The 22,799-nt window shown below is 70.3% G+C and carries 24 protein-coding genes; 13 read left to right on the forward strand and 11 right to left on the reverse strand.

Going from position 1 to position 22,799, the window contains the following annotated elements:
• Nucleotides 1–2 precede the first annotated feature (2 nt).
• A complete protein-coding gene (locus ACLKM7_RS17455; RefSeq protein WP_436448568.1) occupies nucleotides 3–1,607 on the forward strand; it encodes an ABC transporter ATP-binding protein in 1,605 nt (534 codons plus the stop codon).
• A complete protein-coding gene (locus ACLKM7_RS17460) occupies nucleotides 1,604–2,398 on the forward strand; it encodes an energy-coupling factor transporter transmembrane component T family protein (RefSeq protein WP_436448569.1) in 795 nt (264 codons plus the stop codon). Before ACLKM7_RS17455 ends, ACLKM7_RS17460 begins: the two co-directional genes overlap by 4 nt.
• A 26-nt stretch (nucleotides 2,399–2,424) precedes the next feature.
• On the opposite strand, the gene ACLKM7_RS17465 is transcribed toward ACLKM7_RS17460, so the two are convergent.
• From ACLKM7_RS17465 to ACLKM7_RS17475, 3 genes are all read right to left on the reverse strand, one after another.
• Nucleotides 2,425–2,931, reverse strand: a complete 507-nt coding sequence (locus tag ACLKM7_RS17465) for an SRPBCC family protein (protein WP_436448570.1) — start codon at nucleotides 2,929–2,931, stop codon at nucleotides 2,425–2,427.
• Nucleotides 2,928–3,653, reverse strand: coding sequence for a phosphotransferase (locus ACLKM7_RS17470; protein WP_436448571.1), 726 nt, complete (start codon nucleotides 3,651–3,653; stop codon nucleotides 2,928–2,930). Before ACLKM7_RS17470 ends, ACLKM7_RS17465 begins: the two co-directional genes overlap by 4 nt.
• 221 nt (nucleotides 3,654–3,874) lie before the next feature.
• Complete coding sequence (locus ACLKM7_RS17475) at nucleotides 3,875–4,225, reverse strand: DUF488 domain-containing protein (RefSeq protein ID WP_436448572.1); 351 nt, start codon at nucleotides 4,223–4,225, stop codon at nucleotides 3,875–3,877.
• Nucleotides 4,226–4,487: 262 nt separating this feature from the next.
• Between ACLKM7_RS17475 and ACLKM7_RS17480 the strand changes: the two genes are divergently transcribed.
• From ACLKM7_RS17480 to ACLKM7_RS17495, 4 genes are all read left to right on the forward strand, one after another.
• Nucleotides 4,488–5,249, forward strand: coding sequence for an SDR family NAD(P)-dependent oxidoreductase (locus tag ACLKM7_RS17480; protein ID WP_436448573.1), 762 nt, complete (start codon nucleotides 4,488–4,490; stop codon nucleotides 5,247–5,249).
• Nucleotides 5,250–5,257: 8 nt separating this feature from the next.
• The gene (locus ACLKM7_RS17485) at nucleotides 5,258–6,049 is read left to right on the forward strand and encodes an enoyl-CoA hydratase/isomerase family protein (RefSeq protein ID WP_436448574.1); all 792 of its coding nucleotides are present in this window, start codon (nucleotides 5,258–5,260) and stop codon (nucleotides 6,047–6,049) included.
• Nucleotides 6,050–6,121: 72 nt separating this feature from the next.
• On the forward strand, nucleotides 6,122–7,021 hold the full coding sequence (locus ACLKM7_RS17490) for an SDR family oxidoreductase (RefSeq protein WP_436448575.1): 900 nt from the start codon (nucleotides 6,122–6,124) through the stop codon (nucleotides 7,019–7,021).
• Between the two features lie 23 nt (nucleotides 7,022–7,044).
• The gene (locus ACLKM7_RS17495; protein WP_436448576.1) at nucleotides 7,045–7,425 is read left to right on the forward strand and encodes a VOC family protein; all 381 of its coding nucleotides are present in this window, start codon (nucleotides 7,045–7,047) and stop codon (nucleotides 7,423–7,425) included.
• 98 nt (nucleotides 7,426–7,523) lie between these two features.
• Here the strand turns inward: ACLKM7_RS17495 and ACLKM7_RS17500 are convergent, their stop codons facing one another.
• Genes ACLKM7_RS17500 through ACLKM7_RS17510 form a run of 3 tightly spaced genes read right to left on the reverse strand, consistent with a single transcriptional unit; the run spans nucleotide 7,524 to nucleotide 9,572 of the window.
• Nucleotides 7,524–8,417 carry an HAD family hydrolase gene (locus tag ACLKM7_RS17500; protein ID WP_436448577.1) on the reverse strand — a complete coding sequence of 298 codons (894 nt, stop codon included), beginning with the start codon at nucleotides 8,415–8,417 and terminating at the stop codon, nucleotides 7,524–7,526.
• Between the two features lies 1 nt (nucleotide 8,418).
• A complete protein-coding gene (locus tag ACLKM7_RS17505; RefSeq protein WP_436448578.1) occupies nucleotides 8,419–9,054 on the reverse strand; it encodes a LysE family translocator in 636 nt (211 codons plus the stop codon).
• Between the two features lie 44 nt (nucleotides 9,055–9,098).
• Entirely contained in the window at nucleotides 9,099–9,572 is a 474-nt protein-coding gene (locus tag ACLKM7_RS17510) for a GNAT family N-acetyltransferase (protein ID WP_436448579.1), read from the reverse strand.
• 72 nt (nucleotides 9,573–9,644) lie between these two features.
• Between ACLKM7_RS17510 and rlmN the strand changes: the two genes are divergently transcribed.
• The 3 genes from rlmN to ACLKM7_RS17525 all read left to right on the forward strand — a co-directional run bounded on the left by rlmN (nucleotide 9,645) and on the right by ACLKM7_RS17525 (nucleotide 14,982).
• On the forward strand, nucleotides 9,645–10,913 hold the full coding sequence (gene rlmN, locus ACLKM7_RS17515; RefSeq protein ID WP_436448580.1) for a 23S rRNA (adenine(2503)-C(2))-methyltransferase RlmN: 1,269 nt from the start codon (nucleotides 9,645–9,647) through the stop codon (nucleotides 10,911–10,913).
• A 209-nt stretch (nucleotides 10,914–11,122) separates the two neighbouring features.
• Complete coding sequence (locus tag ACLKM7_RS17520) at nucleotides 11,123–12,856, forward strand: ABC transporter ATP-binding protein (protein ID WP_436448581.1); 1,734 nt, start codon at nucleotides 11,123–11,125, stop codon at nucleotides 12,854–12,856.
• Nucleotides 12,857–12,915: 59 nt separating this feature from the next.
• Nucleotides 12,916–14,982, forward strand: a complete 2,067-nt coding sequence (locus ACLKM7_RS17525; RefSeq protein ID WP_436448683.1) for an ABC transporter ATP-binding protein — start codon at nucleotides 12,916–12,918, stop codon at nucleotides 14,980–14,982.
• A 113-nt stretch (nucleotides 14,983–15,095) separates the two neighbouring features.
• Here the strand turns inward: ACLKM7_RS17525 and ACLKM7_RS17530 are convergent, their stop codons facing one another.
• Nucleotides 15,096–16,013, reverse strand: coding sequence for a LysR family transcriptional regulator (locus tag ACLKM7_RS17530; RefSeq protein WP_436448582.1), 918 nt, complete (start codon nucleotides 16,011–16,013; stop codon nucleotides 15,096–15,098).
• Nucleotides 16,014–16,109: 96 nt separating this feature from the next.
• On the opposite strand from ACLKM7_RS17530, the gene ACLKM7_RS17535 reads away from it, so the two are divergent.
• The 4 genes from ACLKM7_RS17535 to ACLKM7_RS17550 all read left to right on the forward strand — a co-directional run bounded on the left by ACLKM7_RS17535 (nucleotide 16,110) and on the right by ACLKM7_RS17550 (nucleotide 19,042).
• On the forward strand, nucleotides 16,110–17,045 hold the full coding sequence (locus tag ACLKM7_RS17535) for an aldo/keto reductase (RefSeq protein WP_436448583.1): 936 nt from the start codon (nucleotides 16,110–16,112) through the stop codon (nucleotides 17,043–17,045).
• Nucleotides 17,046–17,106: 61 nt separating this feature from the next.
• Nucleotides 17,107–18,120, forward strand: coding sequence for an aldo/keto reductase family protein (locus ACLKM7_RS17540; RefSeq protein WP_436448584.1), 1,014 nt, complete (start codon nucleotides 17,107–17,109; stop codon nucleotides 18,118–18,120).
• A 6-nt stretch (nucleotides 18,121–18,126) separates the two neighbouring features.
• Nucleotides 18,127–18,606, forward strand: a complete 480-nt coding sequence (locus ACLKM7_RS17545) for an NUDIX domain-containing protein (protein WP_436448585.1) — start codon at nucleotides 18,127–18,129, stop codon at nucleotides 18,604–18,606.
• Between the two features lie 73 nt (nucleotides 18,607–18,679).
• The gene (locus ACLKM7_RS17550; protein WP_436448586.1) at nucleotides 18,680–19,042 is read left to right on the forward strand and encodes a VOC family protein; all 363 of its coding nucleotides are present in this window, start codon (nucleotides 18,680–18,682) and stop codon (nucleotides 19,040–19,042) included.
• Between the two features lie 30 nt (nucleotides 19,043–19,072).
• Here ACLKM7_RS17550 and ACLKM7_RS17555 read toward each other — a convergent pair whose 3' ends face one another.
• The 4 genes from ACLKM7_RS17555 to ACLKM7_RS17570 are packed head-to-tail and all read right to left on the reverse strand — an operon-like array spanning nucleotide 19,073 to nucleotide 22,671.
• Nucleotides 19,073–19,618: a ribonuclease H family protein gene (locus ACLKM7_RS17555; protein WP_436448587.1), complete on the reverse strand. Its 546-nt coding sequence runs from the start codon at nucleotides 19,616–19,618 to the stop codon at nucleotides 19,073–19,075.
• Nucleotides 19,619–19,627: 9 nt separating this feature from the next.
• Nucleotides 19,628–20,092, reverse strand: a complete 465-nt coding sequence (locus tag ACLKM7_RS17560) for a GbsR/MarR family transcriptional regulator (RefSeq protein ID WP_436448588.1) — start codon at nucleotides 20,090–20,092, stop codon at nucleotides 19,628–19,630.
• Between the two features lie 9 nt (nucleotides 20,093–20,101).
• The gene (locus ACLKM7_RS17565; protein WP_436448589.1) at nucleotides 20,102–21,721 is read right to left on the reverse strand and encodes an ABC transporter permease; all 1,620 of its coding nucleotides are present in this window, start codon (nucleotides 21,719–21,721) and stop codon (nucleotides 20,102–20,104) included.
• Nucleotides 21,718–22,671 (reverse strand): ABC transporter ATP-binding protein, encoded by a 954-nt coding sequence (locus ACLKM7_RS17570; protein WP_436448590.1) that lies wholly within the window; start codon nucleotides 22,669–22,671, stop codon nucleotides 21,718–21,720. Before ACLKM7_RS17570 ends, ACLKM7_RS17565 begins: the two co-directional genes overlap by 4 nt.
• Nucleotides 22,672–22,799 lie beyond the last annotated feature (128 nt).

A 22,799-nucleotide genomic window follows, 5' to 3' on the forward strand; every position in this document is an offset into this window, starting at 1 on the left:
CGATGGCCCCCGCGCCGGCTCGGGACGCCGCGAGCGCGTCCGCTGCAGCCGCCGGCGCATCGGGTGGGGCCCCCGACCGCGTCGGCGCAGACGCGGCCTCGGGGCCCGCCGCCCGCGCGGGCTCACCGGCGACTCGCGAGTCCCGTCCCGCCCGCATCACCGCGGCCGGCTGGGGCTGGCGGTATGCCGGGCGCAGAGCAGCCGCCGTGCGCGACGTGTCGTTCACGATCGAGCCCGGCGAGCGCGTCCTGCTGCTCGGGGCCTCCGGTTCGGGCAAGTCGACGCTGCTCGCCGGGATCGCGGGACTCCTCGGCGGTGCGGACGAAGGCGACGAGGCCGGGTCGCTGCTCGTCGACGGTGCGCGTGCCGAAGCCCAGCGCGGGCGCGTCGGCCTGGTGCTGCAGGACCCCGACGCGGGCGTCGTGCTGTCGAAGGTCGGCGACGACGTCGCGTTCGGCTGCGAGAACCTCGGCGTACCGGCCGCCGACATCCCGGCGCGCGTCGCCGAGGCGCTGCGTGCGGTCGGCCTCGAGGTGCCGGCCTCGCGGCCGACCAAGGCCCTCTCGGGCGGGCAGAAGCAGCGCCTCGCGCTGGCCGGCGTCCTCGCGATGCGGCCCGGCGTGCTGCTGCTGGACGAACCGACCGCGAACCTCGACCCGGACGGCGTGCGCGAGGTGCGTGCCGGCGTCGAGCGCGCCGTGCGTGCGACGGGCGCCACCCTTGTCGTGATCGAGCATCGCACCGCGGTGTGGGCCGACCTCATGGACCGCGTGATCGTGGTCGGCGCCGACGGCGGGCTCCTCGCCGACGGTCCGCCCCACGACGTCTTCGCCCGGCACGGCGACGCGCTCGCCGCCGCGGGGGTGTGGGTCCCCGGTCGCCCGGTCGACCTGCCGGTGCTCGCGCCGGCCGGCGAGTCGCGCGACCCGGTGCTCGCGGCATCCGGTCTCTCGATCTCTCGCGACGGGCGCACGGTCGTACGGTCCGGGCTCGACGTGCGTGTGCCTCGCGCCACCGCGACCGTCGTGACAGGACCCAACGGCGCGGGCAAGTCGACGCTCGCGCTCACCCTCGCGGGATTGCTTCCCGAGGCGGCGGGAGAGGTCGTCGCGGCGCGCGAGTTGGCCGCCCGATCCGGCCGGCGTCCGTCGAACTGGCGCTCGCGCGAGCTGCTCACCCGCATCGGCACGGTCTTCCAGGAGCCGGAGCACCAGTTCCTCGCATCGACGGTGCGTGACGAGCTGGCGATCGGCCCGCGTTCGCGGGGCGTCGCGCCCGCCGCCGTCGAGGTGATCGTCGACGAGCTGCTCGAGCGCCTGCATCTGGCGCCGCTCGCCGCAGCCAACCCGTTCACCCTGTCGGGCGGCCAGAAGCGCCGGCTGTCGGTCGCGACGGTGCTCGCCGACGCGCCACCGGTGATCGTGCTCGACGAGCCGACGTTCGGCCAGGATCGCCGCGGATGGATCGAGCTCGTGAGACTCCTGCAGTCCGAAATCGCCGCCGGCACGTCCGTCGTCGCCGTCACGCACGACGAAGACGTGCTGCATCACCTCGGCGGGCACCGCATCGACCTCGGCGCCCCGGTCGCGACGGGCGTCGTGTCGTGACCGCCGTCGAGGCCCCGGTGCGGACGGAGCGAGCCGCGGCATGGCTCGACGGCGTCAACCCGGTGACCAAGATCGTGCTCGCGCTGCTGCTCTCGGTGCCGCTGCTGGCTTCGATCGACGTCACGAGCGCCCTCGTGGCCATCGCGCTGCAGCTGCTGTGCCTGCCGCTGACGGGGCTGGCGCCGGGAACCGTGATGAAGCGGATGCTGCCGATCCTGGTGTTCGCGCCGATCGCCGGCATCAGCATGCTGCTGTATGCGCAGCCCGGCGGCACCGTGTACTGGTCGTTCTGGTACGCCACCATCAGCGACGACTCGATCGCGCTCGCCGCGGCGGTGTGCGTGAGAGTGCTCGCCCTGGGCCTGCCGACGATCCTGCTGTTCGGCCGCACCGACCCCACCGAGCTCGCCGACGCCCTGGCGCAGGTGGCCAGGCTTCCGTCGCGGTTCGTGCTGGGGATCCTGGCCGGCACACGCACCCTCGGGCTGTTCCTCGACGACTGGCGCAGCATGGGCCTCGCACGCCGTGCGCGCGGAGTGGGCGACACCGGGGCGGTGCGCCGGTTCTTCTCGATGGCCTTCGTGCTCCTGGTCTTCGCGGTGCGCCGCGGCACGAAGCTCGCGATGGCAATGGAGGCCCGTGGGTTCGGCTCCGGCATCCCGCGAACGTGGTCCCGGCCGTCGCGCGTGGGCCTTCGCGATCTGGTGGCGCTCGGCGGCGGAGTCGCCATCATGGCGCTCGCGATCGGCGCCGCCGTCGCCGCCGGGACGTTCCGCTTCGTGTGGTCCTGACCGGTTCTCCCGCCCGTCCCCCAGGGTCAGTCGGCGGCGACGAGCTTCTCGTACGCGGGCTGCAGCGCGGGGAAGTAGTCGTCCCAGTTGACCGTGCCGGCGTCGAGCCCCGCCTGCACGGCCACGAGCCTGTCGAGGTAGTACTCCCAGCCCGGCCCGATCGTGCCGACGTCCTCACCGGGGTTCAGTCGCTGCCCGAAGGTCAGCACGGTGTCACCCGGCGCCTCCTCGGCCAGTTCGAACCACAGGTGCCACGCGCCGGCTCCCTGCGACGTGTCCCCGGCGAAGCGGCGGGGACGGTCGCACTCGAGGATCGTGTATTCCTCGGGCTCGGCATCCGGACTCTCCGACGTCATGAAGAAGGTGACGTGGCCGGTCTTCGGGTCGCCCTCCCACCGGCCGATCCAGCGTTCGAGCCGCTCGGACTCGGTCAGTTCGCGCCACACCTCGTCGGCCGAGGCGGGGAATCGGCGCAGGATCACCAGATGCGGCGCGTCGTCGATCTTGGTCACGGTCCCGGTGATGATGGTCATGTCGCGTTCCAGAGGTCTCGGTAGTACGACAGGCGCTCGCGGTCGGGTTCGACCCCGTACGCCTCGATGAGGGCGTCCTCCCATCCCTCGCCATAGTTCCACGCGGTCGACATCGACGCCACGGCGATGTCGGCCCACCGGTCGGCGACGCCCAGACCGCCCAGGTCGACGTGCCCGCTCCAGCGGCCGTCGTCGCCGATGAGCGTGTTCGGGCAGCAGGCATCCGCGTGGCACACCACGAGCCGTTCGACGGTCGGCGCCTCGCGCAGCGAATCCGGAACCCGGATGCCGCGCGCCGCGGCGCTGGCGATGCGCGAGGGCACCGACCACTCGAACGGGCAGTCCTCGACCGGCAGCGCGTCGTGCAGCGCCCGCAGTCCCGCGCCGACGGCGCGGACGGCGACCTCGGGCTCGGCCAGCCACCGGGGGTCGACGGCCGATGCACCCGGCAGGGCCGCCGTCACCAGCCACTCGTGCGTCGCGTCGGCGCCCGCCTCGAGCAGGCGCGGAACCCTCGCGAAGCGCGACGCCCAGGCCAGCCGGGCCGCCTCGCCGGCGAACGAGGTCTCGGCGTTGAGCGGGCCGTACTTGATGTAGCGCTCATCGTCGGCACGGAAGGTGAGCCCGCCGTAATCGTTGACCCACACCGGCTCGAGCCCGGCGCCACCGGCGAGGCGCCGCACCTGCTCGGGGACCGCGACGGCTTCGAGGGGAATCGACACGCCCTTCATCCTGCCGCCTTCTGAGCCCACCGGGCGCGTTTCGGCGACGCTGCTGCGGGCCGGTGCGTACCGTTGTCAGGATCGACGTCGCGCCAGCCTGCTCGGGGTGCGGAATTCCGCGGCTCCTCGCTTCACGAGGCCTCCTGAATCCTGCAAACGGCACAGCGGGTCGCGTGTACGACCCTGCGGCGCCGCAGGGCAGCGGACGAGGGTGCCGCGGGTCAGAGTCCGAGGGCGTCGCGCAGGAGGAGGGCGTGGTTGTGGTGCTCGTCGTGCACGCCGTACAGGAGCGTGGCGACGGGATGCCGCGCCAGTTCGTCGCGCAGCGACTCGAGCTCCGCTCGGGCCGGGCCGGCGAGCTCGGCGCGATAGGCGTCGGCGAAGGCATCCCACGGCAGGCCGTCTCGATGGAAGGCGCGGCGCAGCTCGGTCGAAGGGGCGACGTCCTTGGCCCACAGATCGAGCGCGGCCCGCTCCTTCGAGAGCCCGCGGGGCCACAGCCGGTCGACCAGCACGCGGAATCCGTCCGCCGGCGCCGGGTCGTCGTAGACCCGCTTGGTACGCAGCTCCATGCGCCCATCCAACCCGCTCGAAGGCGTACGCGCCACCGCGAGGGCGCCGCAAGCGTGACCGCCGGCAGGCCGGTTGGTGCGCGTGGGCGCCGGAGCCGGGATCTCGGCCCGATCAGACACATCGGGCCTGCACGCGGGCACGCTTCCGCCAGTGACCGCAGGGCGCGCAGTGGGTAGCGTGGGACCGCAGGCGCGCGACGACGCTGACATGGGACGCAGTTCCACGTATGGTGGAACGCGATATCAGTTCGAAGGAGAACACATGGATCTGGCGGATGCTTCGGCCCTCGTCACGGGCGGTGCGAGCGGCCTCGGCCTGGCCACAGCCCGCCGGCTCGCGGCGGCGGGCGCCTCGGTCACGATCGTCGACCTGCCCGCGTCAGCAGGTGCCGACGTCGCGGCGGAGCTCGGGGGAGCGTTCGCTCCGGCCGACGTCACGGATGCGGAGCAGGTGGCCTCCGCGGTCGCGACGGCCGCAGCATCCGGTTCCCTTCGCGTCGTGGTGAACTGCGCCGGCATCGCGCCGCCGGCCAAAGTCCTCGATCGTGAGGGCGTGCCGACGCCCCTTGCGGACTTCGAGCGGATCATCCGCGTGAACCTCGTCGGCACGTACAACGTCATCGCTCAGGCGTCGGCGGCGATGGCCCAGGCAGAACCGACCGCGGACGGCGACCGCGGTGTCATCGTCAGCACCGCGAGCGTCGCGGCCTTCGACGGGCAGATCGGGCAGCCGGCGTACGCCGCGAGCAAGGGCGGCGTGCACGCGATGACGCTCCCGATCGCACGCGAGCTCGCCCGCTACGGCATCCGCGTCGTGACGATCGCCCCGGGCATCATGGAGACTCCGATGCTGATGGGCCTGCCGCAGGCGGCGCAGGACTCGCTCGGACAGCAGGTGCCCTATCCGCAGCGTCTCGGCAAGCCCGACGAGTACGCGCGCCTGGTCATGTCGATCGTCGACAACGGCTACCTCAACGGCGAGACGATCCGGCTCGACGGAGCCATCCGGATGGCACCGAAGTAAGGAACCTCATGAGCGATTCGATTCTTCTGCACGTCGAGGGCGGCCTCGCGCGCGTGACGTTCAACCGCCCCGCTTACCTCAACGCGATGGACTTCGAGATGGGCTCGCGCTGGCGCGACGTGGCCCGCGAGATCACGTCGGACGCGTCGGTCGGGGCAGTGATCCTGGATGCCGCGGGCCCGGCGTTCTGCGCCGGCGGCGACGTGGTCGCCATGGCGACCACGGGCGCGTCCGGAGCGGACGTGACCGGTGCCGCGCACGTGATCCACCAGGGGATCCGCACGTTCGTGGAGTCCGACAAGCCGATCGTCGCGGCCGTGCAGGGCGCCGTCGCCGGCGGCGGACTCGGTCTGATGCTCACCGCCGACTACATCGTGGCCGCCGACAACTCCAAGTTCGTCAGCAAGTACGCCAACATCGGGCTCACTCCCGACCTCGGCGTCTCGACGCTGCTGCCGGCCGCGATCGGACAGCGCCGCGCGCTGCAGCTGCTGCTGCAGGATCGCACGCTCGATGCAGCGACGGCACTGGACTGGGGCCTGGTGGCCGAGGTGCTGCCGGCGGCCGACGTCGCCGCACGCGCCGAGGACGTCGCACGGTTCTGGCTCGACAATGCCACCGCGGCGTTCGGGCAGGCCAAGCGCCTGGTCCGCACCGGCGCCCACCGCTCGTTCGGCGAGAACCTCGACGACGAGGCCGCCTCGATCGGCGCGCGCTTCGAGACGGACGAGTCCCGTGCCCGCGTCGCGGCCTTCGCCGCGGCATCCGCCAAGTCCGCCGCCCGGTCGGCCGGTTCCTGAGCGCATGTCGCAGAAGCCCATGCGAACAGCCTCCGGATCCTGCTTTTCCGAGACATCACCCGAGGAGACACGATGAGCGACAAGCTCCCCACACCCCCTCCAGCCGCTGCTGGCGCGTCGCCCGGAGCCTCCGGGCGCGTGGGCCCACTCTCCGGCAAGACCATCCTGATGTCGGGCGGCAGCCGCGGCATCGGCCTCGCGATCGCGCTGCGCGCAGCGCGCGACGGCGCGAACGTCGCGCTGCTGGCCAAGACCGACACGCCGCATCCCAAGCTCGAGGGCACCGTGCACTCCGCGGCCGAGCAGATCCGCGCGGCAGGCGGCAAGGCGCTGCCGATCGTGGGTGACGTGCGCAACGACGACGACGTCACCGAGGCGGTGCTCAAGACCGAGGGCGAGTTCGGCGGCATCGACATCGTCGTCAACAACGCGTCGGTGATCGACCTCTCGCGCACGCTCGATCTCGACGCGAAGAAGTACGACCTCATGCAGGACGTCAACGTGCGCGGCACGTTCATGCTGAGCAGGGCGGCGATTCCGATCCTGAAGGATGCCGCGAACCCGCACATCCTCTCCCTCTCGCCGCCGCTCAACCTGTCGCCGAAGTGGCTGGGCGGTCACACGGGCTACACGCTGGCCAAGTACGGCATGACGATGGCGACGCTCGGGCTCGCCGCGGAGTTCGCCGCCGACGGGATCGCCGCGAACACGCTGTGGCCGCGTACGACCATCGCGACGGCCGCCGTGCAGTTCGCGCTCGGCGGCGACCGCATGATGAAGGTCAGCCGCACGCCGGAGATCTACGCGGATGCCGCGTACGAGGTGTTCACGCAGCCCGCGCGCGACTACACCGGGCAGACGCTCATCGTGGAGGACGTGCTCGAGGCGGCGGGCGTGACCGACTTCTCGGGGTACGCCGCGGTGCCCGGAACGCCCGACGATCAGCTCTTTCCCGACATCTTCCTCGACTGACGCGGGCGGCGTAGGGTGGCCGCATGGCGGTGCGGAGTCTGTTCCCCATCCTTCTGTCCCGGGATCTGCCGGGACTCGTGCGGTTCTACGAGAGCGCGCTGGACGGTCGCGTCGACTACCACTTCGGCAGCGGCGAGGGCGATGACTACGTCTCGCTGAAGATCGGGTCGGTGGCTCTGGGCATCGGGCGCGATCCGGACGCTCTGCCGCCGCTGGTCGGCGACCGCATCGCCCTGTGGTTCTACGTCGAGGACGTCGATGAGGCGTTCGCGGCGTGGCTGGCAGCGGGCGGGCGCGCCGAGCAGGAGCCCGCCGACATGCCGTGGGGGGAGCGCGTCGCGCAGGTGCGCGATCCCGACGGCAATCTGGTCAACCTCGGTTCCGAGGCAGCCGACGCCACCTGAGGTCGAGAAACCACGACGAGGCTGAGAAACACCCCGGCGTCTGGTTTCTCAGCCGGCGTGTGGTTTCTCAAACCGGCGGGTGTTCGCAGACAGCTGCCTCAGAGCAGTCCGAGGCGGTCGAACGCGTTCCAGACGCCGTCGTCGAGGACGGCGGTCGTGACGAAGTCGGCCATGTGCTTCAGCTCGTCGTGGGCGTTGCCCATCGCGACACTCGTGCCGCACACCTCGAACATCTCGACGTCGTTCCAGCTGTCGCCGATCGCGACCGCGTCCGCAGCATCCCGCCCCAGATGCGTCAGCAGCAGTTCGATCGCGGTCCCCTTGTTGGTGCCGCGCTCGCCGATCTCGCCGTTCGAGCCGCCGGGCAGCGGGATGCTTCCCGGCACGATGAGGAAGTCGTCGCCGAGCTCGGCGCGCAGCACTTCCAGTCCGTCGGCGTGATCGCTCACGAAGACGGCCTTGGCGATGCGCGAGAGATCGGCCTCCCCGACGCCCGGGAACTCCCGGTCGGCCAGGCCCGCGAGCGAGTCCTCGGGGCGAAGCCCGCGGGTCGCGTCACGATCGCGAAGCTCCTGCGCGTAAGAAGCCATGAGCTCGGCCATGTCGTCGCTCGCGTAGACGCCGTCGTGGGTCTGCAGGAAGAACCGGATGCCGCGGCTGCGCAGCACCGCGAGCATCCGGGCCGTGGCGGCCGGGCTCAGCGGCCGGTCCGCGATCACCGTGTCGCCCGCGGTCACGAGCGCTCCCGAGTTCGTGATGGCGCCGTCGAATCCGATCTCGGACACCCGCGGGTGGATGTCGAAGGCCGAGCGCCCCGTACTCAGATACACCTCGTGGCCCGCGGCACGGGCCGCGCGTACTGCCGCCCCGGTCGAGGGGGCGACGTGCGAGCCGTGCTCGAGGATCGTGCCGTCCACATCGAGGAAGACGATGCGCGGCCGGCCGTCGCCGCGCGGGGGCTCGCCAGGCGGGGTCGCGGGAGCAGTCGCCATGTCAGTGCTCGTTCCCGGTGAAGAGGAGGATGCCGCCCAGCCCGATCATGAGACCGCCTCCGGTCGCAGAGAGCGTCGAGATGCGACGCGGCGAGCGGCCGAACCATGAGCGGGCGCCGGCGGCGACGAGGGCCCACACGCCATCGGAGATCAGGGCGATGACGAAGAAGACCAGGCCGAGCTGCACCATCTGCAGGGGAACGGACCCTGCCGACAGGTCGACGAACTGCGGCAGCACCGCGACGAAGAAGGCGATCGTCTTAGGGTTCGTGATGCCGACGACGAAGCCCTCCGCGAGCTGCCGCAGGGCAGAGCGGGGTGCGGCCGCACCGGCGTCGGCAGCGGCGCGCCCGCGGTGGCGGATCGCCTGCACGCCGAGATAGATGAGGTAACCCGCCCCCGCGATCTTGAGGATCGTGAACAGCACCACCGACTGCGCGACGATGCCGCCGACGCCCAGTGCGACGAGCCCGATGACGGGGAGGAGTCCCAGCGCGTTGCCCAGAACGCTGAGCAGCCCGCCGACGCGACCGAGCGCGAGCGCGCGTCCGATCGTGAAGAGCACACTCGGCCCCGGGATCACGATCAGCACGACGGCGGCCAGTGTGAAGGCGAGCAGATTCTCGGGAGGGACCACGCACCGAGCCTAGCCGCGCGCCCCGGCGTGTGAGCCGGCCGCCTTCACGCGCGCAGGGGCTTGCGCAGGAAGACCTGCTCGATCCCGTCGTCGCCGGGAACCCGCTGCGTCTCGACGTAACCCTCGCGAAGGTACAGCCGCAGGTTCGCCTCGCTGAGCGACCCGGTGAAGAGCTCGGCCTCGGTCGCACCGAGTGCTGCGCCTCGCTCCTCGACGGCGGCGAGGAGCCGCGTGCCGATCCCGCGACCCTGCTGGTCCGGGGCGATCGTGAGGCGCCCGACCAGCAGCAGTTCGCCGTCGCGCCGAGCCCGGACGGCGCCGACGATGCGTGTGCCGTCCACCGCGACGCAGCCGAGGTTCTCGACCAGTTCGGCCTCGAGCTCGTCGAGGGTCTGCGTCAGCGGCGGCAGCTGCGGCGTGCAGTAGATCTGCGCCTCCTGCACGAAGGCGGCCCGCTGCAGGGTCAGCACTTCGCCCGCGTCGTCGGGCCGGATCGGTCGCACCGTCAGGTCATCCATCGATCCCACGCTACGCGAGCGGGCGACCTCCGGTCAGGCATCCGTCCAGGCGGGTCCCCTACCCTGGATCGCATGACCGAGTCCTCGCCCGTCCGCGCGACAAGCCCAGCCGTGCGCACCACGGGTCCCGGGAAGCAGGTGCGTCCCACGACCGAGGGATGGACGCAGAAGAAGGATGCCGAAGGCCGCCCGCTTCTCCAGTTCGCCAGCCCGAAGCGGGGCAAGCCTCCCGTTCACCTCGCCGACCTCACGCCCGAGCAGCGCGTGGCCCGCGTCACCGAGCTCGGGATGCCGGGCTTCCGGGCGAAGCAGCTCGAGAAGCACTACTTCCAGCACTGGACCCACGACCCGGCTGACATGACCGACCTTCCGGCGGCGGGCCGCGAGGAGTTCGTGCACGGCATGCTGCCGCCTCTGCTGACCGAGGTGCGACGCCTCGAGACCGACCGCGGCGACACGATCAAGTTCCTCTGGAAGCTGCACGACGGCGCGCTCGTCGAATCCGTGCTCATGCGCTATCCGGGACGCATCACACTGTGCGTGTCGAGTCAGGCAGGGTGCGGGATGAACTGCCCGTTCTGCGCGACAGGGCAGGCGGGGCTCACGCGCAACATGTCGGCTGCCGAGATCGTGGAGCAGATCGTCCGCGCCAACCGCCTCATCGCCGAGGGCGGCCTCGGCGACCCGCGTCGGGTCGGGCACGAGGGGGAGCGTGTCACCAACATCGTCTTCATGGGCATGGGCGAGCCGCTGGCCAACTACGCCCGCGTCATGCAGGCGGTGCGCGTCATGACCGACAAGCAGCATGGCCTCGGCATGAGCGCGCGCGGCATCACCGTGTCGACAGTGGGTCTTGTTCCGGCGATCACGAAGCTCGCGAACGAGGACATCCCGGTGACCTTCGCGCTGTCGCTGCACGCGCCCGACGACAAGCTGCGAGACGAGCTGATCCCGGTCAACTCGCGCTGGAAGGTCGACGAGGCACTGGATGCGGCCCGCGCGTACTTCGACAAGACCGGGCGCCGCGTGTCGATCGAGTACGCCCTCATCAAGGACATGAACGACCACGCGTGGCGCGCCGACCTCCTCGCCGAGAAGCTCAACGCACGAGGGCGGGGCTGGGTGCACGTGAACCCGATCCCCCTGAACCCCACGCCTGGTTCGATCTGGACCTCGTCCGACGTGCCGGTGCAGAACGAGTTCGTGCGTCGCCTGAACGACGCGGGCATCCCGACCACGCTGCGCGACACGCGCGGCAAGGAGATCGACGGAGCCTGCGGCCAGCTGGTCGCGACCGAGGACGATCAGGCCGTCGCCGCCGCGACGCCGCTCGAGGTCTGACGAGGACGGATGCCCGGTCAGCGGCATCCGCCTCTTCACATCACGCGATATATCGTGTTAGGGTATCCGGCGGGTGCCGGGTCTGCGGCATCCGGATTCCGTTCTTTCGCCCTCCGCGAACCCCCTGACGGAATGTCGCCGGCTTGTGGGAGGGTTTCCATCGGCCTCACCTCGCGCGCCCTCTGGCGCCCTCGCTCCGGGAGAAATCCGTGCTGGCAAAGCTCCTCGTCCGCTATCTCAAACCCTCCGGGTGGCTGCTGCTCGGCGTGCTCGTGTTCCAGTTCGCGTCGGCGCTCGCGATGCTCTACCTGCCGAACCTGAACGCCGACATCATCAACAACGGCCTGGTCCAGGGCGACACCCAGTACATCCTGAACACCGGCCTGCTCATGCTCGCCGTGTCGCTCGGGCAGATCGTGGCCTCGATCATCGCCACATGGTTCGCCGCCCGAGCCGCCATGCGCGCGGGGCGCGACCTGCGCGACGACATCTTCGCGCGGGTCTCGGGCTTCTCCGAGCGCGAGGTCACCGGGTTCGGCGCGGGATCGCTGATCACGCGCAACACCAATGACGTGCAGCAGGTGCAGATGCTCGCGATGATGTCGGCCACCTTCCTCGTGTCGGCGCCGCTGCTCGCGATCGGCGGCATCATCCTCGCGGTCACGCAGGGCCCGAGCCTGTCGTGGATCATCGCCGTCGCGGTACCGGTGCTGCTCATCGTCGCGGGCCTCATCATCGGCCGCATGGTGCCGCTCTTCCGCGCCTTCCAGGTCAAGCTGGACGGCGTGAACCGGGTGATGCGCGAACAGCTCACCGGCATCCGGGTCATCCGCGCCTTCGTGCGGGAGCCGATCGAGGAGGAGCGCTTCGGCGCGGCCAACACCGAGATCATGGTCGTCGGCCGCAAGGTCGGCTCGCTCTTCGTCGTGCTGTTCCCCGCGGTGATGCTGATCCTCAACGTCACGGTCATCGGCGTGATCTGGTTCGGCGGCATCCAGGTCGATGCGGGCGACATCCAGATCGGCACGCTGTTCGCCTTCATGCAGTACGTCATGATCATCCTGTCGGGCGTCATGATGGCCAGCTTCATGACCATGATGATCCCCCGCGCCGCGGTGTCGGCCGAGCGCATCGGCGAGGTGCTCGACACCCGCTCGACGCTCGACCGGCCCGCGGACGCGCAGGCCGACTTCCCCGAGCCCGGGGCGGTCGAGTTCCGCGACGTGGCGTTCACCTATCCCGGCGCGGAGCACCCGATCCTGTCGGCCATCAACTTCCGCGCAGCTCCGGGCGAGACGGTTGCGGTCGTCGGATCGACCGGTGCCGGCAAGACGACCCTGGTCTCGCTCATCCCGCGCCTGTTCGACGTGACCGACGGCGCAGTGCTCGTCGGCGGGGTCGATGTGCGCGAGGCCGACCTCGACGCGCTGTGGCGCTCGATCGGCCTGGTGCCTCAGCGGCCGTTCCTGTTCTCGGGCACCGTCGCATCGAACCTGCGGTTCGGCCGCGAGGAGGCGACGGATGCCGAGTTGTGGCACGCGCTCGAGATCGCTCAGGCGAGCGACTTCGTGGCGCAGATGGAGGGTGGTCTCGACGCGCGCATCGCGCAGGGCGGTACGAACGTCTCGGGCGGCCAGCGCCAGCGTCTCGCGATCGCCCGGGCGATCGTGCACAACCCCCGCGTTCTCGTGTTCGACGACTCGTTCTCGGCGCTCGACCTGACCACCGACGCGAGACTCAGGCAGGCGCTGTGGCGCGAACTGCCGCACGTGACCAAGATCGTGGTCGCGCAGCGCGTATCGACGATCACCGACGCCGACCGCATCGTCGTGCTCGACGACGGCGGGATCGTGGGTCTCGGAACGCACGAGCAACTGCTCGAGACGAGCCAGACCTATCGCGAGATCGTCGAATCCCAGCTCGGAGCGGAGGTCGCGCGATGAGCGACGACAAGAAGACCAGCCGCCCCGCTTCGCGCGGAGCACGCACACCCGTCGCCGGGATGGAGGCGGCCGTGGCCGAGCTCAGCCCCGAAGAGAAGCTCGAGCTCGAGCTCGCCGAGCAGGCCCGTCTCGCCGCCGACGACTGGAGCGGTGGCGTCGCCCCCGGCAAGGCCGCGAACTTCGGGACCTCGTTCCGCCGGCTGCTGGGGCTCCTCAAGCCGCACGCGTTCGCCCTCACCCTCGTGACGCTGCTGGGCGCGATCGGCGTGGTGCTCACCGTCGCCGCCCCGAAGGTGCTCGGCGAGGCGACGAACATCCTGTTCGAAGGCGTCGTGTCGGCGATGGCGCCCGCGGGCGCCACGAAGGAGCAGGTCGTGCAGGGGCTGGTCGACGCCGGCCAGCAGGATCTCGCCAACATCGTGTCGGCGATGCAGAACTTCGTGCCCGGTGCGGGAGTCGACTTCCTCGCGCTCAGCCGCGTGCTCCTGTTCGTGCTCGCGCTCTACTTCGCGTCGTCGCTGCTGATGTGGATCCAGGGCTATGTCATGAACGTCGTGATGGTCCGCGTGATGTGGCGCATGCGCGAGCAGGTCGAGGCCAAGGTCCACCGTCTGCCGCTGAGCTACTTCGACCGCGTCCAGCGCGGCGAGCTCATCTCGCGCGTCACGAACGACATCGACAACATCACGCAGATGATGCAGCAGTCGCTGTCGCAGGCACTCACGAGCGTGCTCACCGTGATCGGTGTGCTCATCATGATGCTGTCGATCTCGTGGCAGCTGACGCTCGTGGTGCTCGTGAGCTTCCCGCTCATGGGCGTGCTGTTCGGCGTCATCGGCCCGCGCTCGCAGAAGGCCTTCGGCATCCAGTGGCGCAAGGTCGGCCGTCTGAACGCCCGCGTCGAGGAGTCCTTCTCGGGTCACGCGCTCGTCAAGGTGTACGGCCGCGAGAAGAGCGCGCGCGAGGCGTTCCGCGTCGAGAACGAGGAGCTGTACCAGGCGTCGTTCAAGGCGCAGTTCCTGTCGAACATCATGCAGCCCGCGATGATGTTCATCGGCAACCTCACCTACGTCGGCATCGCGGTCTTCGGCGCGCTCATGGTCGCGGGTGGACAGCTGCGCCTCGGTGATGTGCAGGCGTTCATCCAGTACTCGCAGCAGTTCACCCAGCCGCTCGCACAACTCGGTGGCATGGCGGCCGTCGTGCAGTCCGGGACGGCTTCGGCCGAGCGGGTCTTCGAGCTGCTCGACGTTCCGGAGGAGGAGCCGGACGCCACGGACGCGCCGGCCCCCGTGGACGGCGACGGCACCATCGAGTTCCAGGACGTCGCGTTCGCGTACTCGCCCGACCGCCCGCTCATCCACGACCTGTCGTTCCGGGTCGAGCCCGGGCAGACAGTCGCGATCGTCGGCCCGACAGGTGCCGGCAAGACGACGCTCGTCAACCTCATCATGCGGTTCTACGAGCTCGACGGCGGGCGCATCCTCCTCAACGGCCAGGACATCGCGACGCTCACCCGCCGTGACATCCGCGCCAAGACCGGTATGGTCCTGCAGGATCCGTGGTTGTTCGCGGGTTCGATCCGCGAGAACATCCGCTACGGGCGCGCCGACGCGACGGACGACGAGATCCTGGCTGCGGCGCGCGCGACCTACGTCGACCGGTTCGTGCACTCCCTGCCCGACGGTTACGACACGCTCCTCGACGAGGACGCGTCGAACATCTCGGCCGGCGAGAAGCAGCTGATCACGATCGCGCGTGCGTTCGTGGCGCAGCCCTCGGTGCTGATCCTCGACGAGGCGACGAGCTCGGTCGACACCCGCACCGAGCTGCTCCTGCAGCACGCCATGGCGGCGCTGCGCGAGGGGCGCACGTCGTTCGTCATCGCGCACCGCCTGTCGACGATCCGCGACGCCGACCTCATTCTCGTGATGGAGAACGGCGGGATCGTCGAACAAGGCACGCACGACGAGCTCATCGCCGCCGGAGGGGCGTACTTCCGCCTCTACAATTCGCAGTTCGAGCAGGCGGCCACCGATCTCGACGAAGAGGCCCGCCTGGCCGAAGAGGCGGCGGGACAGCCCGCCGAGGGCGCTTCCGAGGACGAGGCCGCGACCGTCTCCTGACGCCGATCCCGCTGGTCCGCGCTTCACAGGTGTGAGACCAGCGGGATCGTCAGGCGGGCGGCGCGGGCCTGGGCGTCAGGGGAGGATCGCGGCAGGCGCGTGTGCTTGCGGGGTCAGTTCAGGGCAGCCTCCGCCACCAGCTCGGCATCGCGGGATTCCCGCTCCAGAGCGAGGATGTCGAGCAGCCGCCCGGCGGACGGATCGGCCGTGGGTGCCACGATCGCCGAGACCACCCATTGCGGTGTGGAGTCCTGGGGGAGTGAGATTCTGACCAGCCCCTCGGCCTGAGGCTTCGATGCCACGTGCTCGGGGACGAGCGCGATCCCCAGGCCGCGGTGGACGAGGTCGAGCAGCGTGTGCACGTCGTCGACTGCGCAGCGCACCCGCCGGCGCACGCCATGCGACGCGAACGCCGCATCGTTGAGCGACCGCACGCCCCACGCCGGGCGGAAGTCGACGAACTCCCGGTCCTTGAGCTGTGACCACGAGATCCGGCCCGACCCGGCCACGGGATCGTCGGGCGGCGTGAGCAGCACGAGCGGGCGGCGGCCGAGCTCCGTGGTGCGCACCGTCGAGACGTGCTCGGTCGTCGCGACGAACGCCACGTCGAGCTCGCCGCCCCGCACCTGCGCGGTCAGCTCGTGGGATCCCGCCTGCGTGAAGTTGATGTCCACGAGCGGATGCCGCCGGTGAAATCGCTCGAGCAGCGGAGGGACGTCAACGAACCCGAGGCACTGCTCGGCACCGACACGCAGGCTGCCCGACAGCTGGTGCGTCGCCCGGACCACGGCATCCCGCCCTGCGGCGGACTGCGCGAGCATGCCCCGCGCGTGCGGCAGCAGCGCCAGGCCCGCATCGGTCGGCACCACGCGGCGCGTGGTGCGCGAGAACAGGCTCGTTCCCAGCTCCTCCTCGAGGCCGCGGATCGCGGCCGACAGGCCGGACTGCGTGACACCGCAGATCGACGCGGCGCGTGTGAACTGCTGCTCGTCGGCGAGGGCGACGAAGTACTCCATCTGACGCAGATCCATTCATACACCCTACTTCTGAATCGCATGGTTCGCAGTTGTTGGACTTGTGGGGGCCCGCATGCCTAGGGTGAGAAGCCCACGACCTCAGGAGCACCAGTGAAGCGAATCCCCTTCGGTCCCGACGCAACCGAGGCGCCCAACGTCATCCTCGGCCTGATGCGCATCGCGCAGAAGACCGACGACGAAGTGCGCGAACTCGTGCGCACCGCCCGCGACTCCGGGATCGACTTCTTCGACCACGCCGACGTCTACGGCGGGCAGATCCACGGCTGCGAGCGCCGCTTCGCCGAGGCGATGCGTCTGACCTCGTCGGAACGCGAACAGATCACGATCCAGACCAAGGCGGGGATCGTCCGCGAAGGTCCCTACTTCGACTTCTCGTACGAGCACCTGATCCGCTCGGTCGAGGGATCGCTCGAAGCCCTGCAGACCGATTACATCGACATCCTCCTGTTGCACCGTCCGGACGCGCTGGTGGAGCCGCAGGAGGTCGCGCGGGCGTTCGACGAGCTCGAGCAGTCGGGCAAGGTGCGGGCATTCGGCGTCTCGAACCACACGCCCGGCCAGATCGCGCTGCTGAAGACCGCTGTGCGGCAGCCGCTCGTCGCGAACCAGCTGCAGCTGTCGATCACGCACGCGCCGATCATCGCGCAAGGCGTCGCGGCGAACATGGCCGGCCTCGACCAGTCCATGACCCTCGATGGCGGCGGGATCGTGGAGTACTGCCGCCGCGAGGGGATCACGATCCAGGCGTGGTCGCCGTTCCAATCCGGCTTCTTCACGGGAACATTCCTGGGGTCGCCCGACTATCCCGAGCTGAACGAGGTGATCGATCGCCTCGCAGCCGAGTACTCCGTGCCGCCGATCGCGATCGCGACCGCCTGGATCACCCGTCACCCCGCGAACATGCAGGTCGTGCTCGGCACCACGACACCCGAGCGCGTCGCCGGCGCCGCTCAGGGATCCGACATCCCGCTCACGCGCGCGCAGTGGTACGAACTCTTCCGCGCCGCGGGCTACCGCGTCCCTTGACGCCGCCGCTCACGCCGCGGCGCACACCAACCACCACCCCCTCGAAAGGAACGACTCTCGAATGGTCGAATATCGGTACCTCGGCAACAGCGGACTCAAGGTCTCGGAGATCACGTACGGCAACTGGGTGACCCACGGCTCGCAGGTCGAGAACGACGCCGCCGTCAAGACGGTGCATCGCGCCCTCGATCTCGGCATCACGAGCTTCGACACCGCCGACACCTACGCGAACACGGTCGCCGAGTCCGTGCTCGGCGAGGCCCTCAAGGGACAGCGTCGTGAGTCGCTCGAGATCTTCACCAAGGTGTACTGGCCGACCGGCCCGAAGGGCCCGAACGACACCGGGCTCAGCCGCAAGCACATCTTCGAGTCCATCAACGGCTCGCTCCGGCGACTGGGCACCGACTATGTCGAGCTCTACCAGGCGCACCGCTTCGACTACGAGACGCCGCTGGAAGAGACGATGCAGGCGTTCGCCGACGTGGTGCGGCAGGGCAAGGCGCTCTACATCGGCGTGTCGGAATGGACCGCCGAGCAGCTGCGCGAGGGTCACGCGCTGGCCAAGAGCTACGGCATCCAGCTCATCTCCAATCAGCCGCAGTACTCCGCGCTGTGGCGCGTGATCGAAGGCAAGGTCGTTCCGGCGTCGGAGGAGCTGGGCATCTCGCAGATCGTGTGGTCGCCGATGGCACAGGGCGTGCTCTCGGGCAAGTACCTGCCCGGCCAGCCGGCGCCGGCCGGATCGCGCGCGACCGACGAGAAGAGCGGCGCCAACTTCATCTCGCGCTTCATGCGCGACGAGGTGCTCGAGGCGGTCCAGAAGCTCAAGCCGGTCGCCGACCAGGCCGGTCTCACGATGGCGCAGCTGGCCATCGCGTGGGTGCTGCAGAACAAGAACGTGGCGGCGGCGCTGGTCGGGGCATCCCGGCCCGAGCAGCTGGACGACACGGTCAAGGCCTCCGGCGTGCGTCTGGATGCCGACACCATGGCGGCCATCGAGGCGGCGCTCGCACCCGTTGCCGTCACAGACGAGGAAGAGACCTACTCGGTCTCGCCCAAGACCCGCCCGGCCTGATCCGTCATGCCCACGACCAGCGCCGGCATCCTGCTCTACCGACTCGATCCGCAGCCCCGCGTGCTCATCGCACACATGGGCGGGCCGTATTGGGCGAGCAAGGATGCCGGTGCTTGGTCGATCCCCAAGGGCGAGTTCGCCGAGGGTGACGAGCCGGCACTGGATGCCGCCCGTCGGGAGTTCCGCGAAGAGCTCGGCGTCGACGCGCCCGAGGGGCCGTACGCCGAGCTCGGCACGTTCGCGTATTCGTCGGGCAAGCGGGTCACGGTGTTCGTCGCGGACGGCGCGGGGCTGTCGCTCGACGACCTGGAATTCGGCGAGTTCGAGCTGGAGTGGCCGCCGCGGTCGGGTCGTACCGCCTCCTTCCCCGAGGTCGACCGGGTGGAATGGATGCCGCTGCCCGAAGCGCGGGAGCGGCTCGTGAAGGGGCAGCGACCTGCGATCGACGCGCTCGAGGAACAGCTCGCCCAGGCGGGCGGCGCGTGACGTCGAGCCCTCTTGTGGCCACCGGCCCGGCGGACCAGACTGGCCGCGTCGGACCGCACGAGAGGACATCACGATGGCTCACGGCGACATCACGCACATCGACATCCCGGTCACCGACTTCGACAGGGCGAAGGGCTTCTACTCGCGACTGTTCGGCTGGGAGATCGCGGACATGCCCGGTTTCGAGGACTACCCCATGTGGCGGGCGCCGAACCAGATCTCGGGCGGAGCGCTCGCTCCGCGCGAAGACGGGTTCACTCAGCCGCGCTCCTACGTCGAGGTCGATTCGATCGACGACACGGTAGCCGCCGCGCGGGATGCGGGCGCCACCGTGCTCCGCGAGAAGAGCCAGATCTCGCCGACGAGCTGGTGGGCGGTCATCGCCGATCCCGACGAGAACGTGATCGGCTTGTACGAGGGAACCACCGAAGCCTGACGCCGGCGTCTGCAGCCGGCGGTCCGGGTGTCAGCGGCCGTTCTTCGGGCGCTCCGAGACGTCGATCTTCTCGTGCGCGCCGAGGGACGACCACGCACTCGTGATGCCCTTCGCGGCGTGCTCCGACGCTCGCACCGCTCGTTCGTCGGCCCACGCGTTCAAAACGTGGCCGGAATGGCCGCGGACGTGTTCGAGCACGACGTCGGGGAGCCCGGCGGCCCGCCGTGCGTCGCGGGCGACGATGAGCTGCTCGAGCAGGTCGACGTTCTTCGTGGGTGCCCCCGTCGACGTCTTCCAGCCGCGGCGACGGTGGCCGTCCATCCACTTCTCGTACGTGTCGATCGCGTACCGCGAGTCCGCCTGCACGACGAGGTGCGCCACGTCGGCGTGGTCTTCGATGGCCTTGAGCAGCCCGGTCAGCTCGCCGATGTTGTTCGTGCCCACGGGGATCGAGCCGGCCGCCCAGTGTCCGTCTTCGCCCACCCACGCCCAGCCGGTCGGTCCGGGGTTGCCCTTGCAGGCTCCGTCGGTGGCCACGGTGTAGGGCGCCTCTGAAAGGCCGGCTGCGTCGGTCACCTGACGAGGCTACCCGCGCCCGGCCCGCCATTCGTCCGCGAGACGCGGCATCCGCTCGGTGAGGTAGCGCAGGAAGTCGGCGACTTCACGCGCGCGGGCGACGGAGACCGGGGCATCCGCGTTCTCGTCGGCGATGCGGTCCATCTGCGTCGCGAGCGCGGCGTACAGCGGGGCGTTCGAGGTGATCATGCCGGCCCAGGCGTCGTCGACGAGGTCGTACCGGTCGCGCCGGTCGCCGGGCCGCGAGAGCCGCTGGATCAGCCGCATCGAGGTGAGGTACCGCACCGCCCCCGACACCGCCGCCGGCGAGACGCCGAGCCGCTCGGCGAGGTCGGCCGCCGTATACCCTTCGTCCGGTGAGCCGACCAGTGCCATCATGACGCGCGCGGGCATGCGCGCCATCCCCGCCGCCGTGAGCATGGCCGCGGCCTGTTCGGCTGCCTCGATTCCCGGATGATCCACGTCGCCCCCCATCGTTCGAATCTATCCGCCGGCGGTGAGCTCACGTCGTCGCATCAGGACGAGGGATGCGCCCACGCCGACTCCGACCGCGAGGATCAGCCAGCCGAGCCCCTGGAGGTCGACGTCATCCCCCTGCACGACCGGCGCCGAGGCCATCGGCGACAGCTGGGTGAGCCACTCCGGGAATCCGAAGATCGGGCCGAACATGCCCAGAACCATGCCGAGGATCACGAGGGTCCATCCGAGCGCGATGGTCAGGCGTGGTGCGAGCACGAAGGCGAGCGCCGTGAGCGCGAGGAAGACGGATGCTGCGGCCACCTGCCCGGCGCCGGTGATGAGCACGGTCCGCGCCAGCTGGTCGTCTCCGCCCTGGGAGGCCAGGCCGAGCAGGGATCCCGCGGCACCCGCGACGATCACGGCGACCAGTCCCACCAGTGCGACGGTGAGGTAGCCCGCGAGCCACCGGACCCGGCCGACGACAGCGGCCAGCACGACCTCCGCCGTACCGTGGGACTCCTCCTGGCGCGCGCGGCAGACGATCTGCACCGCGCAGCAGGCCGCGAGGATCCCGAGCATCGTGTAGAACGTCGTGATCGTGGCCTGCTGGAGGTCGCCCGAGCCCGAGATCTGCGCCAGTATCTGCTCGATCGCGGGGTTGTCGGCGCCGATCTCCTCGACCACTCCTGCGAGAGTGGTCGACAGCATCCCGACGAGCAGCCCGCCCACCGCCCAGCCGGCGATGCTTCCCCGGGTGAGGCGCCACACGAGACCCGTCGGCGTGGACAGGGTGGCAGGAGCGGTGACGCGTCCGCCGCGCTCGGCGACGAAGCTGCCGCCGAGATCGCGCGCGGTGGTCAGTGCGACAGAAACTCCGGCCAGCACGAACCCGAGCGCGAGGCACAGCCCGGCCGGCCACCATGCGTTCTCGTCGAACGCGCGGGTGTTCTCGGCCCAGCCGAACGGCGAGAGCCACGTCAGCCACGAACTCTGCATCCGGGTGAGGTCGTCGCTGGGCGTGCCGACCGCGTTGCCGATGCCGCAGATCACGAACGACACCAGCAGGGTCCACACCGACAGCGCGTTGGCGCCGCGCGACGTGCGGATGAGCTGCGCGGCGAAGAGTCCCACTCCGAGGAAGGCGACGCCGACCGAGCCGGTGGCGATCCCCACGAGGACCGAGCCCTCGATGTCGCTTCCGGTCAGCAGGAAGGCACCGGCGACGAGGGCGGCCAGGATCGCGTTGGCGAGGACTCCGTGCACGATGGTCGCCACGATCGGTGCCGTGCGTCCGGCCGGTGTCGCCGACACCAGCTCGGCTCGACCGGGCTCCTCCTCGGCCCGGGTGTGGCGTACGGCGAGGAACGAGCTCATGAAGGCGGCGAGCATCGCGAGCCACGGGAGGATGAGGAAGACCATCAACTCGCTCTGGCCGGTGCCCGAGGGCAATCCGCGGAAGAGCAGGATGACCGGGTTGGCCAGCGCCGTGGCGATGAGCGCCTGACGCTCCTGCGCCGTGCCGAAGGACTCGGCCACGCCGGTGAACGAGAGGTAGGCCAGAGCTGCTGTGCCCACGATCCACACCGCCAGCTGCCGCCAGTCGCGGCGGGCGCGCTGGCCGACGAGGACCCAGACCCGGTTCATCGTCCCGCCGCCGCGGATGGGGTCGGCGCGTCCGACGGCCCCGCCTCGCCGCCGAGTTCGTCGCCGTAGTGCCGCAGGAACAGCTCCTCGAGGGAAGGCGGGGCGATGCGCAGCCCCGCGACGGCGCGGTGGCCCAGCTCGGGGAGCATCGCCGCCACCGCGTCGCTGTCGACGGTGAACCGCACGCGCCCGTCCTCGGCCGAGACGTCGTGGGCGCCCGTGAGACCGGCCGCGACCGAGGCATCCGTCCCTTCGAACGACACCTCGGTGCGGGTGAGGTGGCGAAGGTCGGCGAGGGTTCCCGACTCGACGATGCGGCCCGCGCGGATGATCGAGACGCGATCGCACAGCTGCTCGACCTCCGACATGATGTGGCTCGAGAGCAGCACCGTCGCGCCCGCCGCGCGCACGCGGAGGATCTCGCGGCGGAACATGACGTCCATCAGCGGGTCCAGGCCGCTCGTCGGCTCGTCGAGGATGTAGAGGTCGGCCGGCACCGAGAACGCCGCGATGAGGGCGACCTTCTGCCGGTTGCCCTTGGAGTACGCCCGGCCCTTTTTGCGGGGATCGAACTGGAACGCCTCGACCAGCCGTTCGCGCTCGGCACGGTACGCGGAGTCGCGGCGCGAGACGCCGCGCAGGCGGGCCATGAGGTCGATCGCCTCGCCACCGGACAGGTTCGGCCAGACGCTCACATCGCCGGGCACGTAGGCGATGCGCCGGTGCAGCGCGACCGCGTCGCGCCACGGATCGGAACCGAAGACGGATGCCTCGCCGCCGGTCTTGCGCGCGAGTCCGAGCAGCACCCGGATCGTGGTCGACTTGCCGGCGCCGTTCGGACCGAGGAAACCGTGGATCTGCCCTTCGTCGACGGAGAGATCGAGCCCGTCGAGGGCGTGCACGCGGCCGTAGTGCTTGCGGAGTCCGCTCGTGCGGATGACGGTGGTCATGGCGCTGACGCTACATGAGATTCATGAAATTGTGAATATTCAATCCATGCTTCCGCCGCGGGCGGGCGCATTGCATGCCCCGATGTATACCTAAGGGCGAGAACTCTGTCTCGACTGGCGTCCAAGAG

The sequence above is a fragment of the Microbacterium sp. I2 genome (assembly GCF_051364985.1).
In the GTDB taxonomy this organism is placed as follows: Bacteria; Actinomycetota; Actinomycetes; order Actinomycetales; family Microbacteriaceae; genus Microbacterium.